This is a genomic window from Roseinatronobacter ekhonensis, from assembly GCF_900499075.1.
Classification (GTDB): Bacteria; Pseudomonadota; Alphaproteobacteria; order Rhodobacterales; family Rhodobacteraceae; genus Roseinatronobacter; species Roseinatronobacter ekhonensis.
The window spans coordinates 65,896-80,263 of sequence record NZ_UIHC01000003.1 but is presented as its reverse complement, the minus strand read 5'-3'; the positions used below and the strand labels follow the sequence as shown (position 1 = coordinate 80,263).

Annotated in this window: 16 protein-coding genes; 11 read left to right on the top strand and 5 right to left on the bottom strand. The window is 64.2% G+C overall.

Going from position 1 to position 14,368, the window contains the following annotated elements; all coding sequences use genetic code 11:
- Window positions 1–44 precede the first annotated feature (44 nt).
- Together ROE7235_RS02240 and ROE7235_RS02235 are read left to right on the top strand one after the other, a co-directional pair.
- Complete coding sequence (locus ROE7235_RS02240; RefSeq protein WP_121093035.1) at window positions 45–1,226, top strand: glycosyltransferase; 1,182 nt, start codon at window positions 45–47, stop codon at window positions 1,224–1,226.
- Window positions 1,227–1,248: 22 nt separating this feature from the next.
- Window positions 1,249–2,391, top strand: coding sequence for an HPP family protein (locus ROE7235_RS02235; protein ID WP_121093034.1), 1,143 nt, complete (start codon window positions 1,249–1,251; stop codon window positions 2,389–2,391).
- Here the strand turns inward: ROE7235_RS02235 and ROE7235_RS02230 are convergent.
- Window positions 2,388–3,296: a LysR family transcriptional regulator gene (locus tag ROE7235_RS02230; RefSeq protein WP_121093033.1), complete on the bottom strand. Its 909-nt coding sequence runs from the start codon at window positions 3,294–3,296 to the stop codon at window positions 2,388–2,390. The genes ROE7235_RS02235 and ROE7235_RS02230 overlap by 4 nt on opposite strands.
- A gap of 105 nt (window positions 3,297–3,401) precedes the next feature.
- Here ROE7235_RS02230 and ROE7235_RS02225 point away from each other — a divergent pair, with 105 nt between their 5' ends.
- Entirely contained in the window at window positions 3,402–4,631 is a 1,230-nt protein-coding gene (locus ROE7235_RS02225) for a urate hydroxylase PuuD (RefSeq protein WP_121093032.1), read from the top strand.
- A 16-nt stretch (window positions 4,632–4,647) separates the two neighbouring features.
- Here ROE7235_RS02225 and ROE7235_RS02220 read toward each other — a convergent pair whose 3' ends face one another.
- Together ROE7235_RS02220 and mobA are read right to left on the bottom strand one after the other, a co-directional pair.
- The gene (locus tag ROE7235_RS02220) at window positions 4,648–5,514 is read right to left on the bottom strand and encodes a molybdopterin guanine dinucleotide synthesis (protein WP_121093031.1); all 867 of its coding nucleotides are present in this window, start codon (window positions 5,512–5,514) and stop codon (window positions 4,648–4,650) included.
- Window positions 5,511–6,098 carry a molybdenum cofactor guanylyltransferase MobA gene (gene mobA / locus ROE7235_RS02215; RefSeq protein ID WP_121093030.1) on the bottom strand — a complete coding sequence of 196 codons (588 nt, stop codon included), beginning with the start codon at window positions 6,096–6,098 and terminating at the stop codon, window positions 5,511–5,513. Before mobA ends, ROE7235_RS02220 begins: the two co-directional genes overlap by 4 nt.
- A 64-nt stretch (window positions 6,099–6,162) precedes the next feature.
- On the opposite strand from mobA, the gene ROE7235_RS02210 reads away from it, so the two are divergent.
- The 3 genes from ROE7235_RS02210 to ROE7235_RS02200 all read left to right on the top strand — a co-directional run bounded on the left by ROE7235_RS02210 (window position 6,163) and on the right by ROE7235_RS02200 (window position 9,233).
- Window positions 6,163–6,675 carry a DUF2478 domain-containing protein gene (locus tag ROE7235_RS02210; protein ID WP_121093029.1) on the top strand — a complete coding sequence of 171 codons (513 nt, stop codon included), beginning with the start codon at window positions 6,163–6,165 and terminating at the stop codon, window positions 6,673–6,675.
- Window positions 6,676–6,680: 5 nt separating this feature from the next.
- Window positions 6,681–7,286, top strand: a complete 606-nt coding sequence (locus tag ROE7235_RS02205; protein WP_370743417.1) for a LysE/ArgO family amino acid transporter — start codon at window positions 6,681–6,683, stop codon at window positions 7,284–7,286.
- 105 nt (window positions 7,287–7,391) lie between these two features.
- Window positions 7,392–9,233 carry a M3 family oligoendopeptidase gene (locus ROE7235_RS02200; protein ID WP_121093137.1) on the top strand — a complete coding sequence of 614 codons (1,842 nt, stop codon included), beginning with the start codon at window positions 7,392–7,394 and terminating at the stop codon, window positions 9,231–9,233.
- A 95-nt stretch (window positions 9,234–9,328) separates the two neighbouring features.
- Here ROE7235_RS02200 and ROE7235_RS02195 read toward each other — a convergent pair whose 3' ends face one another.
- Complete coding sequence (locus ROE7235_RS02195; RefSeq protein ID WP_121093028.1) at window positions 9,329–9,889, bottom strand: PAS domain-containing protein; 561 nt, start codon at window positions 9,887–9,889, stop codon at window positions 9,329–9,331.
- A gap of 171 nt (window positions 9,890–10,060) precedes the next feature.
- Between ROE7235_RS02195 and ROE7235_RS02190 the strand changes: the two genes are divergently transcribed.
- The 4 genes from ROE7235_RS02190 (at window position 10,061) to ROE7235_RS02175 (ending at window position 12,537) form a co-directional block, all read left to right on the top strand.
- Window positions 10,061–10,966, top strand: coding sequence for a YicC/YloC family endoribonuclease (locus tag ROE7235_RS02190; RefSeq protein WP_121093027.1), 906 nt, complete (start codon window positions 10,061–10,063; stop codon window positions 10,964–10,966).
- 4 nt (window positions 10,967–10,970) lie between these two features.
- Entirely contained in the window at window positions 10,971–11,612 is a 642-nt protein-coding gene (gene gmk, locus ROE7235_RS02185; protein ID WP_121093026.1) for a guanylate kinase, read from the top strand.
- A gap of 98 nt (window positions 11,613–11,710) precedes the next feature.
- Window positions 11,711–11,890, top strand: coding sequence for a hypothetical protein (locus ROE7235_RS02180; RefSeq protein ID WP_147434154.1), 180 nt, complete (start codon window positions 11,711–11,713; stop codon window positions 11,888–11,890).
- Window positions 11,891–11,952: 62 nt separating this feature from the next.
- Window positions 11,953–12,537 (top strand): 5-formyltetrahydrofolate cyclo-ligase, encoded by a 585-nt coding sequence (locus ROE7235_RS02175; protein ID WP_121093024.1) that lies wholly within the window; start codon window positions 11,953–11,955, stop codon window positions 12,535–12,537.
- A gap of 54 nt (window positions 12,538–12,591) precedes the next feature.
- Here the strand turns inward: ROE7235_RS02175 and ROE7235_RS02170 are convergent, their stop codons facing one another.
- Window positions 12,592–13,197, bottom strand: coding sequence for an ImuA family protein (locus tag ROE7235_RS02170; RefSeq protein ID WP_121093023.1), 606 nt, complete (start codon window positions 13,195–13,197; stop codon window positions 12,592–12,594).
- A 130-nt stretch (window positions 13,198–13,327) separates the two neighbouring features.
- On the opposite strand from ROE7235_RS02170, the gene ROE7235_RS02165 reads away from it, so the two are divergent.
- Entirely contained in the window at window positions 13,328–14,368 is a 1,041-nt protein-coding gene (locus ROE7235_RS02165) for an aldo/keto reductase (protein ID WP_121093136.1), read from the top strand.

Below are 14,368 nucleotides of genomic sequence, written 5' to 3'. Positions count from 1 at the left end.
TCCGGTCCGTCCGCGCATAGCTGTGACACAGTGCAAGGACAGGTATGGCAAACCGGTTAGTGATCTATTCCAGCGCCCCCGCGCAGCAGCGTGAAGACGGGCTGTGGCTGGACGCGAAATTCGTGCAGGGCATGGAGCGGCATGTGGCCGAATGGCCCGGCCCCGTTTCGGTCGTGCTGCGCGATGTCGGATTGCCCTTGCCGTTCGGGGTGCATTGCCCGCCGGGGTCACTGGGGTTCGATCTGGCCATTGTGCCGCGTGGCGCACCGATCACCCCGCATCTGGGGCGCGATGTGGCCCTTGTTGCTGCCGCCGCCGATGACCATGAAGCTCTGGACTTTCCGGCACAGGTGAAAGCCGTCGATGCCAAACTTGTCTATGTGCTGGAATACACGCTGGGCACGCGGTTGCGTATATTGTGGATGGACCGCACGCGCGGGCTGGCGCGGCGGTTGCGCTCTGCGCTGTGGACCCTGAAGCAGGAACGCCGGTTGCGCCGCGCCCTGCGCGCTGCCGATGCGGTGCAGTTCAACGGATATCCGGCCTATGACGTCTATCGCGGGCTGGTGCGCGATGCACATCTGTATCTGGACAACCGGCTGAGCGGCGACATGATGGCGCGGGACGACGAGATGACAACCCGCGCCGAGCGATTGCGCAGCGGCGCGCCGTTGCGGCTGATCCATTCGGGACGTCTGGAGCCGATGAAAGGCGCGGGCGACCTGTTGCCGGTTATGGACCGCCTGGCCGCGCTGGGCGTAGAGGCCACGCTGGATATTTACGGCACGGGCAGTCTGGAGGCCGAGATCGGCGCTGGTCTGGCCCGCTTTGATGGCCGCGTGCGCCTGCATCCACCGGTGGATTTTGTGCGCGAACTGGTTCCGATCAACCGCAGGCAGGCCGATGTTTTCCTGTCGTGTCATCGCCAGTCGGACCCGTCTTGCACCTATCTCGAGGCGATGGGCTGCGGGCTTGCGGTGGCGGGGTTCGACAATGGCATGTGGCGCGGAGTCCAAGAACGTAGCGGCGGTGGCGGTCTGGCACCCTTGGGCAATGTCGCCGCGCTGGCCGATCTGATTGCGGGGTGGGACCGGGACCGCGACCGCCTTGTGCTGGCCTGCGACAGCGCGCGCGCCTTTGCCGCAGAGCATGAATTCGACGGCGTGTTCTCCGCCCGGATGGCGCATTGGTGCAAGGTGGCGGGGCTTACGGAACAGGCGCAGTAGCGGCGAACAGGGGCAGATCGACATGTGGAAATCCCTAGGTCCGGCCATGGCGCGCGTCAGCCTACTCGAGGCCCTGCGCGCTGGCCTCGGTGCCCTGGTCGCGGTCGGGCTGCTTGGTTTGTTCCTGCTGTCGCCTGAAATCGACACGGAATTCGGTCTCTATCTGGTCGCGCCCTTTGGGGCTTCGGCGGTGATGGTCTTTGCCATCCCCAACAGCCCGCTCGCACAGCCTTGGTCGGTGATTGTCGGCAATACGCTCGGGGCGCTGATTGGCGTTTCGCTGTGCTACGTTGTGCCGGACGCCGCCTTGCGCGTGGCGCTCGCCGTGGCGGGCGCGGCCTTTGCCATGGCGATGCTGCGCGCCTTGCACCCGCCTGCGGGCGGGGTTGCCATGGCGGCGGCTCTGCACCCCGAAGAAATCTTCCCTCTGGGCTTGTGGTTCGTGCTGACGCCGATCGGGCTGGGCGCGGTGTCTTTGGTCGTGATGGCGGCGGCCTATGCGCGACTGACCGGGCGGATTTACCCGTTCCGCCAGTATGACGGGCCGGTCGGGCAGGCGCCAGGCGTGCAGGGTGTCAGTGCCCGGCTTGGCCTGTCAGAAGGGCAGTTGTCGGCCATTCTTGAACGGTACCGGCAATCTTCGAACCTTGGGGCAGCGGACCTTGCGCGGCTGATCGGGGCGGCACAAATGGAAGCGGCGGCGCAGTTTGCCGGCCCGCTAACTGCGCGCGATATCATGTCGCCCGACCCTGTGACGGTTGCGCCCGATACGCCCTTGGGCACGGTTGCCGATCTGTTTCAGAAACACCGGTTCACCACCATCCCCGTGGTCGGTGATGGTGGGCGGTATGCGGGCACGTTGCACCAGATCGACCTCATTGCGCGGGCCGCACGCGATGCGGGGGTGCTGAAAGGGCGGTTCGGTGCCGCCATGGCGCGCCTGCTTGGGCAGGGCGGCGCCATGCCGGAAGTCGCGCAGGACATCCTGCGCGCCGGTGCCGAAGGCGTGGCCCCCGACACGCCGCTGGCCGCACTTTTGCCGCTGATGGCGGATGGAGAGGTCCATGCGGTCCCGGTCATAGACGCGGGCCGGGTGGTTGGCGTTGTGTCGCGCACTGACCTTGTCGCCATTCTGGCACGACGTGCGGCCTTGGACGCGGGTTAAGTCTCGGCCATCGCAGCGCGCATACGCGTTGCGATGAAATCGACGAACAACATCACCTTCGGGTCGCGCAAGCGGCGGTGCGGGGTCAGCGCGGCAAGCGTCGCTGGCAGTGGCGGGGTATCTGTCGCGACCGGAACCAGCGCCCCGCTGGCCAGATGCTCGGCCACCTCGAAGCGCGGTTTCAGGATAATCCCGCGCCCGTCCAGCGCCCATCCGGTCAGCACATCGCCGTCATCCGACTCGAACGGCCCGGATATCTTGAAGCGTTTCGGCCCGTCGGGCGTTTGTAGCGCCCATTGAAATTCGGTGGCACCGGGAAAGCGCAGTGTCAGGCAGTCGTGCCTGTCAGCCACCAGTGCCGCCCCGTCACGCGGCATCCCGCGGCGCGCGACATAGTCAGGCGAGGCACACAGCACGCGCGGGCAATCGGCCAGCACCCGCATTTTCAGCCCCGAATCTTCCAGCGTGCCAAGGTGAAAAGCCAGATCCAGCCCTTCGGCGGTCACATCCACCTTGCGGTCCGACAGGCGCAGGCGCAGGTCGATCTGCGGGTGTTCGTCTTTGAACACGGGCACATGCGGCGCGATCAGCCGCCGCCCAAGGCCAAGGGGGGCGGCCACGAAAAGCGTGCCGCGCGGTTGCGCACTGGCATGGGTCAGCGCCGCTTCGGCATCTTGCACCGCATCCAGCACGCGTTGCGCGCCCTCGTAGAACAGCCGCCCGTTAGAGGTGGGTTGCAGCGACCGCGTGGTGCGGTTGAACAGCCGCGCGCCCAAGTGCTTTTCCAGCTCCGCCACCCGCGACGACGCAACGGCGGGCGACGTACGCTGGTCACGGGCCGCAGCCGACATGCTGCCCAATTCATAGACACGCACGAACATGCGTAGGTTGCTCAGGTAGGCCATGTTGATTTTCAGGCTGCATTTGAAAGTGCTGGGTGTTTTATGGAATTAACAGAAAGCGCCGTGCCAGTATAGCCTGTGCGCAACTCATTCAGGAAAGGGGCCAAAATGTTCGAGCTTGCCGTGATCGGCGCATGGGCCGAGTTTGCCGTGCGCTGGCTGCATGTGATCACCGCCATCGCGTGGATCGGGTCCAGCTTTTACTTCATCGCGCTGGATCTGGGGTTGCGCAAATCCCCAAGCCTTGCGCCCGGCGCGTCGGGCGAGGAATGGCAGGTCCATGGCGGCGGATTTTACCACATCCAGAAATACATGATTGCCCCGGACAAGATGCCCGACCACCTGATCTGGCACAAATGGCAAAGCTACTGGACATGGATGTCGGGCTTCGTGCTGTTGGTGCTGGTCTATTATGTTGGCGCGGAATTCTACCTGATCGACCTCGACAAGATGGATTTGCAAGTCTGGCAGGCGGTGGGGATTTCCGTGGCCTCGCTGGGCCTTGGCTGGGTGATCTATGACCAACTGTGCAAATCGCGTTTTGGCGAGGATAACACCCGCCTGATGGTGTTCCTGTTCGTGCTGCTGGTCATCATGGCCTGGGGCTACACGCAGGTTTTCACAGGGCGCGCGGCGCTGCTGCATCTGGGCGCGTTCACCGCCACGATCATGTCGGGCAATGTGTTTTTCATCATCATCCCCAACCAGAAGATCGTTGTGGCCGACCTGAAAGCGGGGCGCACGCCAGATGCGAAATACGGCAAGATCGCCAAGCAACGCTCGACCCATAACAACTACCTGACGCTGCCCGTCCTGTTCCTGATGCTGTCCAATCACTACCCGCTGGCCTTCGCGTCCGACTATAACTGGCTGATCGCGGGGCTGGTGTTCCTGATGGGGGTCACGATCCGGCATTTCTTCAACTCCATGCATATGGGGCAGGGGTATAAATGGTGGACATGGGCCGCGACTGCGGTGCTGTTCGTGGGTGTGGTGATCCTGTCGGTGATGGGCCAGCCCAAGGATGTCGAAGAAGAGGTGGCCAGCCTCTCGCCCGCTACCGCGCGCTTCATGGTCGATGCGGGCTTTGAGGATGTGTATTGGACGGTGCAGGGCCATTGTTCCATGTGCCACGCCGAGGAACCGCTCTGGCCCGGCCTGCACTGGGCCCCAAAAGCGGTGGTTCTGGAAACCGAAGCACAGGTCGCGCGCGCCGCGCAAGCGATCTACCTGCAATCGGGCGTCAGCCATGCCATGCCACCGGGCAGTACGGTTTTGATGGATGACTATGCCCGCCAGGACATCCGCAACTGGTTTGAGCGCGCGACAGGGTCGTGACGGCTGCCCGGCACGCTTAGCCGCGCAGCGCATCCGCCAGCGCCGCGCCATGGCCCAGCCCGAAAATCCAGCCTTCCTCTGGCAAGGCGGGTGACGGGGGCGGCGCGAAGAATGCGGGCAGGGTGCCTTCACGGTTCAGCCCCAGTATTGCCTGCGCCAGCAGCGTGACTTGCGCCGCATCACGCACGGTGGCCGCGTCGCGGGCGCGCACCGCGTCATCGACCAACGCGGTATAGGTTTCGACCAGCACCACGGGGGTATCCGCCCCCTCGAATGGCCAGACGGCGACCGCGCCATCGTGGCGCGCGCGCAAGCCCGCCAGCACCGGCAAGCCGACTAGGTTTTGCGCTCCCACCGCGCCCGCGCCCGCAAGCTGCCAGCAGGATTTCGGGACCATCCCCAAGGCACGGGCATTGCGTTCGGTCAGCCGGAATTCCTGCAGCCCGTCGGGAAGCGCGGGTTTGCGGCGTGGCAATCCCGGCACATCGGCGCGCGCGCCATTGCCCCAGAACGGCCCTCCACCCGCAAACAGCGCGTTTGCCTGCGCCGCGACCTCGCGCAGGTTGTGGCGGTTGGTGGCGTCATCGCGGATGCGCGTAGCCAGCCAGTCCCAAACCGCCAGCGCGCTGCTTTGTCCGGTCAGGGCCGGGGCGAAGCGCTCGGGGAACCCAAAGGACAGGTCACAGGCGATCAACAGCCGCGTTCCGGTGTCGCGTGTCTGCTGCACCAGCGCGTCCAGCCGCGCGGCGGCCAGCGCGCGGGTTGGCAGGTTTTCAGCCGTGGTGCCCTTCGGCCCCGCCACGCCCAGCCAGATAGAGTCGCGCCCGCGTTTTGGCGTGCTGGCCGCAGACCAGTCCAACACGGCGATGCGGTCGAAGCTCATAGATACCTCTGCGCGCGGGCCAGATCGTCGGGGGTGTTGATGTTGAAGAACGGATCATGGGCCGCGCCCTCGAAGACCACGCGATTTGCGCCGACACTGTCGGCCCATAGCATGACCTTGCGCGTGCCAGAACCCAAAGCCGCGCGTAGCTCTCCCCGCAGGGCGACGGGCCATAGCCCGATTGTGGGATGGACGCGGTCGGTCGTCGCCAGCACCGGGTGCGCGCCGGATTGCGTGCCAAGCCGCGCCGCCAGATCGGGCGGAAAGAACGGCGTGTCGCCCGCAACTGTCAGGACATGCGGCGCACCAAGCCCTGCCGCCCAGTCCATTGCCGCCAGAATCCCCGCCAAGGGGCCGGGATGCTCTGGCACGCTGTCGCGCAACACGGGCAGGCCGTACTGCGCAAAACGCGCCGCCGCGCCATTGGCATTCAGCGCAACTGGTGCCGCTTGCGGGGCCAGCCTGTCCAGAATGTGGTCCAGCAAGGTCCGTTTCCCCAGCTTCAGCAAGACCTTGTCGCCCCCGCCCATGCGGGTGGCCAGACCCCCGGCAAGGATTACGGCTGGCGGTTTGGCGCGGGTCATCTTGGCACTTTCACACGGGGCGGGAATGGTTTAGCCAAAGTCGAGGCAGGCAGGTGGATTGTCAATGATCGGCTATATTGTGGCGCAAGGGCGGGGCGCGTCCGACCGTATCATGGCGGATGCGGCGGCCCTTCTGTCCGCCCATGGCCTGCGGCTGGCGGGCGCGGTCCAGCACAATCCCGAAAACGCGGCCGGGCGGCGCTGCCATATGGATTTGCAGTTGCTGGCCTCAGGCCAAAGGCTGCGCATCAGCCAAGACCTTGGGCCGCATGCCGTGGCCTGCCGCCTGAATGCAAGCGCGCTGGCGCAGGCCGTGGGGCTGGTCGAGTACGATCTGGCACAGGGGGCCGAGGCGTTGGTCCTCAACAAATTCGCCAAGCAAGAGGCCGAGGGGCGCGGTTGGCGGTCCGTCATTGCCGTGGCAGTATCCGCAGATATTCCGGTGGTCATGGCGGTCAGCGCCGACAGCCTTGCCGCCTTTCACGCCTATGCCGGTGACATGGCGCAGGGTTTGCCAGCGGACCCGAAGGCGATTTGCGACTGGGTCTTGGCGCAGCACGCACAGGCTGCCTCTTGATCAGCATTGCGGTGTTTCTGACCGGCCTTGGCGTCGGGCTGGGGCTAATTCTGGCCATCGGCGCTCAGAACGCCTTTGTGTTGCGGCAGGGCTTGCGCGGCGAACATGTGCTGGCCGTGGTGCTGGCCTGCGCGATATCCGATGCAGTTCTGATCGTGTTGGGCGTGACCAGTTTTGCGCGGATCGCGTCGGTTCTGCCATGGCTGGACCCGGTCATGCGCTTTGCGGGTGCCGCGTTTCTGGGCTGGTATGGCTGGCGTGCTGCGGCCAGCGCCCTGCGCTCGACAGAGGCGCTGGTTGTCGCGGGCCAAGCCCCGCCCGCGCCGCTGGGGCGCGTTCTGGCCACCTGCCTGGCGCTGACATGGCTGAACCCGCATGTCTACCTGGATACGGTTGTGTTGCTCGGCACCATTTCGACCCGCTTTCCGGGCGATGAACTCAGCTTCGGGGCGGGCGCGGTTGCAGGGTCGTTCCTGTTCTTTTTCAGCCTTGGATATGGCGCGCGCCTGTTGCGGCCCTTGTTCGCCAGCCCAAAAGCATGGCGGGTGCTGGACGGGCTGATTGCGCTGGTCATGTGGGCGATCGCGGTCAAGCTTCTGGCTTTTACATAGCGCGCTGCGTTTGATTGCGCGTCATGTTGCGGTGTGGTGTGGCCCATCCGCCTTGCAGCGATAGGGCTTGCGGCTTAGGTATGGCGAAACCAGATGGAGTTTGACATGACCTTTCCCCCTCGCACGCAAGTGTCCCGCCCTACCCATGATCTTGACCGCCCGCGCGGCAGGGCCGATCTGGGCGATCTTCCGGTCTGGGATTTCTCTGCATTGTATGCCGCGCCTGATGCGCCGGAAATCGCGCAAGACTTCGACTGGCTGGACCGCGAATGCGCCGATTTCGCCGCCACCTACGAGGGCAAGCTGGCCGGGCTTGATGCGGCGGGCCTGCTCGATTGTGTGACCCGCTACGAGGGGATCGAGCTAAAGGCCGGGCGGCTGATGTCGTTTTTCGGGCTGCGCTATTACCAGAACACGGTCGATACCGCGCGCGCCAAGGCGATGTCGGACGCGCAGGACCGCGTGACGACTGCGACGACTCCGCTGGTGTTCTTCTCGTTGGAGCTGAACCGCATTCCCGACGCAGAGTTTGATGCCAAGCTGGCCGAAAACGCCGATCTGGCACGCTACGCGCCGGTTTTTGAGCGGATGCGCGCCATGCGCCCGCACCAACTGTCGGACGAGCTGGAAAAATTCCTGCACGACCAGTCCACGGTCGGGGCTGCCGCGTGGAACCGATTGTTCGATGAAACCATGGCGGGGCTGGAGTTTCCCGTCGTGGGCGAAGATGAGCCTTTCGGGCTGGAAGCCACGCTGAACCTGTTGACCGACCGCGACCGCAGCCGCCGCGAGGCGGGCGCGCGGGCCTTGGCCGCAGTGTTCGGGGCGAATATCCGGCTGTTTGCGCGGGTGCACAACACGCTCGCCAAGGAAAAGGAAATCGAGGATCGCTGGCGCAACATGCCCAGCCCGCAGCATGGCCGCCATCTGGCCAACCATGTCGAACCCGAAGTGGTGCAGGCGCTGCGCGACGCCGTTGTTGCAGCCTATCCGAAGCTGTCGCACCGGTATTACGCGCTCAAAGCCAAATGGCTGGGGCTGGACGAATTGCAGATCTGGGACCGCAACGCGCCCCTGCCGACGGAAGCCGCGCGCACCATTGCGTGGCCCGAAGCGAAGGACATGGTGCTGGACGCCTATGCCGGTTTCTCCCCCAAGCTGGCCGATCTGGCGGAGCCGTTCTTCGACCGTGGCTGGATCGACGCCGCCGTGACACCGGGCAAGGCACCGGGCGCGTTCGCGCACCCGACCGTGACCGACGCGCACCCGTTCGTGATGCTGAACTACCTTGGCAAGCCGCGTGACGTAATGACGCTGGCCCATGAATTGGGGCATGGCGTGCACCAAAGGCTGGCGGCGGCGCAGGGAGAGATGTTGTCTTCTACCCCGCTGACACTTGCCGAAACCGCCAGCGTGTTCGGCGAGATGCTGACCTTCCGCCGGATGCTGGCCAAAGCCACGACCGACGCAGAGCGCAAGACCCTGCTGGCGGGCAAGGTCGAGGATATGATCAACACCGTCGTTCGTCAGATCGCGTTCTACGATTTCGAATGCAAGCTGCATGATGCGCGCCGCGGCGGAGAGCTGACGCCCGACGACATCAACGCGCTGTGGATGAGCGTGCAGGCCGAAAGCCTTGGGCCGGTCTTCATCTATATGGAGGGGTATGAAACCTTCTGGTCCTATATCCCGCATTTCGTGCATTCGCCGTTCTACGTCTATGCCTATGCGTTCGGCGACGGCTTGGTAAACGCGCTTTATGCTGTCTATGAAGAGCAGCCAGAGGGTTTTCAGGACAAATATTTCGAGATGCTCTCGGCAGGCGGGTCCAAGCACCATAAGGAGTTGTTGGCCCCGTTCGGTCTGGATGCGTCCGATCCGGCCTTTTGGGACAAGGGCCTAAGCATGATCGCGGGCTTCATCGACGAATTGGAAGCGATGGAATAGGGCGGCTCGATCCGGCATTGAAGACGGCGCGCAGATTGGGTCTGCGCGCCTTTTTTGGTTTTTCCGTCCCGGTCCAAGGGTGTTGTGGCCCGGCGCTACGTTCTGCCGCCCGTGATGACCCGCAATATTGGTGCTGGATCGGGTGCCGCCATTGCAGGTTTTGCGCTTGCAAAGCGGCGCGGGCGGCGTCCGATCTGGCCATGGCGTTCCAGCACCCCCAGAACATGTGTGATGCGCCCGTCATCCCCTGTCAGCGGCATAAGCGCAAGCTGCGCGATCATGTCTGGCTGGCCAAAACCGGGTTCCGCCTGCAAGGCCAGCGTGGCGCGCACACCGTGGCCCACCTGTTCCAGCGCGGCCATGATCTCTGCCCGCGCGGTGTCGCTGAACAACGCCGTCAGCGGCATGCCGCGCAGGTCCATGCCCATCGTATCCTCTATCGCGTGGCCGCAGAGCCGGATGCGGGCGACCCGCGGGCTGACAAATTCGGCCAGAAAGACATGCGGCAGCGCATCGGCCATGACCGCAGGGTCAAGCGCATCGCGCGCGGGCAGTGCATGGCGGCTGCGCAGGCTGGACCAATGGTCGCAAACCTTGGCCACCATCGCAAAATCCGTGCCGGTTTGCGGGCGGGAGGGGAAGGTCGTATCACTCATGACAATATCTCTCAAACAAGTGGTGGGCGCAGGGCATCTGATGCCGAATGTGAAATTCCACCGGCTTTCATATTTAGGAAAGCTGGATTAACACCATCTTAATAGACCAAATTTTGCCTGAATTCTGCCGTATTCTTGGCAAGTGGTTAACCTGAAGTGGACCGGCGCAGCATGTTGAACTCTATGACGGGCTTTGCCAGCCAGCGCGGCGAGGCGCTTCTTGACCAGACCCGCACCCTGTGGGACTGGGAGTTGCGGGCGGTCAACGGGCGCGGGCTGGATCTGCGGTTGCGCCTGCCCGAAGGCTTTGGTTTTCTAGAAAAACCCTTGCGGGGCAAGCTTGTTGCGCGGGTCGCGCGCGGCAATGTTACCTTGTCGCTGCGGCTGCGCCACATGCGTCCCGAGGGCGCGGCACAGGTCGATCAGGCCGCGCTGCAAGACCTGCTTTCAAGCCTTGCGCAGCTTCACGCGCAGGCGGCGGATGCCGGTGTGGCCCTGTCACAGCCGACCACGCTGGAGCTGTTGAACGCGCGCGGCGCGCAGGCGACCGGCCATGATGTTGCCACATTTGACACCGCCGAATTGGGCAAGCTGCTGCTGGCTGATATAGAAACACTGCTGGCCCGGTTCGCGGACACCCGCGCACAGGAAGGCGCGGCGCTCGGTGCGATCCTGTCTGACCAACTGGACCAGATCGCGGCACTTGTTGCACAAGCGCGCGAGGGGTTGCCAGACCGCGACCGCGCCATGCAGGTGCAGTTTCGCAGCATTCTGGCGCGGTTCACCGAGGCCGACCAGATCGACCCCGGCAGGCTTGAGCAGGAACTGGCCATGCAGGCCGTCAAGGCCGATATTGCCGAAGAGCTTGACCGGCTGGACGCGCATTGTGCAAGTGCGCGCGCGCATCTGGCCCAAGGCGGCCCAGTCGGCCGCAAGCTGGAGTTTCTGACGCAGGAATTCAACCGCGAGGCCAACACGCTCTGCGCGAAAGCCCAGCATATGGAGTTGACGCGCCTTGGTCTGGCGTTGAAAAGCGTGATCGACCAACTGCGCGAGCAAGTCCAGAACCTGGAGTGACCCAATGATCCGACGCGGGCTATTGATTATTTTGTCGTCGCCTTCGGGCGCAGGCAAATCCACCTTGGCCAAGCGGCTGATGGCGTGGGATGACAGCCTGCGCTTTTCGGTATCTGCCACGACGCGCCCCCCGCGCGAGGGAGAGGTGGACGGGCGCGAGTATGACTTCCGCAGCCATGACGCATTCGCCGAGATGATCGCGGCGGGCGAGATGCTGGAACATGCCGAGGTGTTCGGCAATTACTACGGCTCTCCCAAAGGGCCGGTGGTCGCGGCGATGGAGGCCGGGCGCGACACGCTGTTTGATATTGACTGGCAGGGCGGCCAGCAGGTGCGCAATTCCAGCTTGGGCAAGGATGTGATTTCCATCTTCATCCTGCCCCCGTCCATTGCCGAACTTGAACGCCGGTTGCGCACGCGCGGGCAGGATAGCGACGCGGTTATCACCGACCGGATGCGGAAATCGCGCGACGAGATCAGCCATTGGGCAGAATATGACTATGTGTTAATCAATGATGACTTGGACGTGACAGAACAACGGTTGCAGAGTATCATTTCAGGGGAACGGTTGCGCCGTGACCGGCAACCGGGGCTGAACGATTTTGTGCGCAACCTGAATGCGGAGTTTGAACAGTTCCGCGCCTGACCCGACGGAGTGACGATTTAACGTTCTGGTATGGTTCTACGTGTAGCTTGGTGTGATCGTCTTTCGGGGTGTTGGTAATGGTTTTGGTGCATTTGATCGTGGCGCTGCTTTCTGGGCTCGCAGGGGTCGCGTTTGGGGCATTGCTGGGGGTGCCGGTGTTGCATATCGGCGCGCTTTACACGCTATGCGGGGCAATGGGCATGTTGATGTCCGTCTCTGCGGTTATCGCGATTGCCGATGCGTCGGATTCGCCACGCAGACCGGCGCAAGACGGGTAGCTGCGCGGTTCAATCCATGTTTTGCTTTGCCAGATGGTGCGAATGCAAGGCCGGGCAGACCTATGGAAATTGACAAATCAGCGCATCGCAAGGCGGCTGCCGTGCGCCGCGCGCAGGCGCATGAACAGGCCGGGCCAAAAGCGGCGCAAGCGGCATGCGATGTAGTGCAGCGCCATTTGCGCGCTGTTTTCGGGGCAGGGTTGCCACGTGTCACGCTCGCTGGCTATATGCCGATGCGCTCGGAAATCTCGCCGCTTGCAGCGATGTCCGCGCATCCCGGTCCGGTCTGCGTGCCGGTTATTGCCGCGCCGCACACGCCGCTGGATTTTCAGCGCTGGTCGCCCGACACACTCTTGGTGCGCGGCGCGTTCGGGGCCGATATTCCCGCTGTGGCGGACCCTGTCACGCCGGTTGCGCTGATCGTGCCCTTGCTGGCTTTTGATGCGCGGGGATACCGGCTGGGTTATGGCGGCGGCTTCTATGACCGGACGTTGGCGCTGTTGCGGGCGCGCGGCGATGTGCTGGCAATCGGTCTGGCCTATGCTGCGCAGGAACAGCCCGAAGTGCCGACCGAGCCGACGGATGAACCCCTTGATGCCATCGTGACAGAGGGCGGGGTGACAAGCTTCGCGCGCAGCGACAGGTAAGCGGGTCGCCCGCACGCATGGCGTCGCACGCGCCCGATGTCACCCTGCCGCCCGTTATGCGGGCAGGTTTTGCACATAGAACGCGTCGCCATGCCGCCGTATATACCACCGTGCTGGCGGGGCCATGCGGGCGCGCAAGCGTGTCAGGTGCCATGCGGTGCCGACCGGGTCCGTTGCTGGCGTGTCGTGCTCCGGGCAGGGGGCCATGTGCCAGCGGGTTTCGACCCCCGGTGTGCCGCCATCGCCCGGTGTCAGCACCAGTGCGCGCAGGCTGCTGCCGGGATGGCGCGTACGCCGCCGAGCCAGCCCTTCCTCTGCGGCCAGATGCAGGCGCCGCAGCGGTGTCATGGCCACGGGTTCGGCGAGATCGGCCACCACCAGCGCGCAGGCGCCGCTGCGCAAGCCGTCTTCGGCGCAGGATAAAAGCTCTGACGCGCGCGCCGCCTCTGCTACGATCAGCCCGCCGGGGGCGGCCCATTCGGCCAGCCCTTGCGGATACAGGCGGTCCGGGTTGTGGCGCAAACGCAGCCACAGCACCGGCGCGCCCCATGCCGCGACCCATGCCGCCAGAACCCGCCGGGCTGGGCCGCACAGCTCATGCGCGCGGCCCTCGGCCAGCTCAAGCGTCTCGTCCAGCGCGCTGTTGTTCGCATCCAGCATGGCATCCTCAGATGTTCACTATATGTTCCATAGTTATCGCATGGTGTCCGGCAAGGCAAGAAAACGGTTTAACTCCGCCGCAGAGCCGCTAAGTTGCGCGCATGCATCGCAACCAAGAAGGATGGCACCCATGCGCAAACTGACACTGGGCCGCAGCGACCTGACGGTTTCGCAATATTGTCTTGGCACCATGACCTATGGCAGCCAGACCGATGAGGATGACGCCCACCGCCAGATGGATATGGCATGGGAGGCCGGGATCAACTTTCTGGACGCGGCAGAGATGTATCCCGTGAACCCCGTCACGCTGGAAACCGCGGGCCGGACAGAGGAGATCATCGGGCGCTGGCTTGCCAGCCGCAAACCGCAAGGGGCCGTGGTTGCGACCAAGATCACCGGCGAAGGCTCTAGCGCGGTGCCCGGCGGGGTGCCGATTTCGGGTGAACGGATGCGCGCGGCCGTTGATGCCTCGCTCGCGCGGTTGCAAAGCGACTGTATCGACATCTACCAGTTGCACTGGCCCAATCGCGGATCCTACCATTTCCGCAAAAGCTGGGGGTTCGACCCATCGGGCCAGAACCGCGCCGACACCGTGGCACATATGCGAGAGATCCTGACCGTCGCGCAAGACTTGGTCAGGGCGGGCAAGATTCGACATATCGCGCTGTCGAATGAAAGCGCCTGGGGCACCGCGATGTGGTTGCGACTTGCCGAAGAAGAGGGGCTGCCGCGCGTCCTGACCCTGCAAAACGAATACTCGCTGCTGTGCCGCTATTTCGATCTGGACATGGCAGAGCTATGCGTGAACGAGGACATTCCTTTGCTGGCCTATACGCCCTTGGCGGCAGGTCTGCTGACCGGCAAATACGCGGGCAACGTCACGCCCGACGGCTCGCGCCGGTCGCGCAACGGCGATCTGGGCGGACGCATCACCGGCCGCGTGTTCGAGGCGGTCTCTGGCTACATGGCGATTGCCAACGAGTATAATATCGACCCGGTTCACATGGCGATCAACTGGACAACGACGCGTCCGGCGACAACGCTGCCCATCATCGGCGCGACCACGTCCGAGCAACTGGCGCATCTGCTGAAAGGCGTGGACGTGGCGATCACACCCGAAATTCGCGCGGCCATCGACCAGATGAACCGTGCCATGCCGATGGTGTTCTGA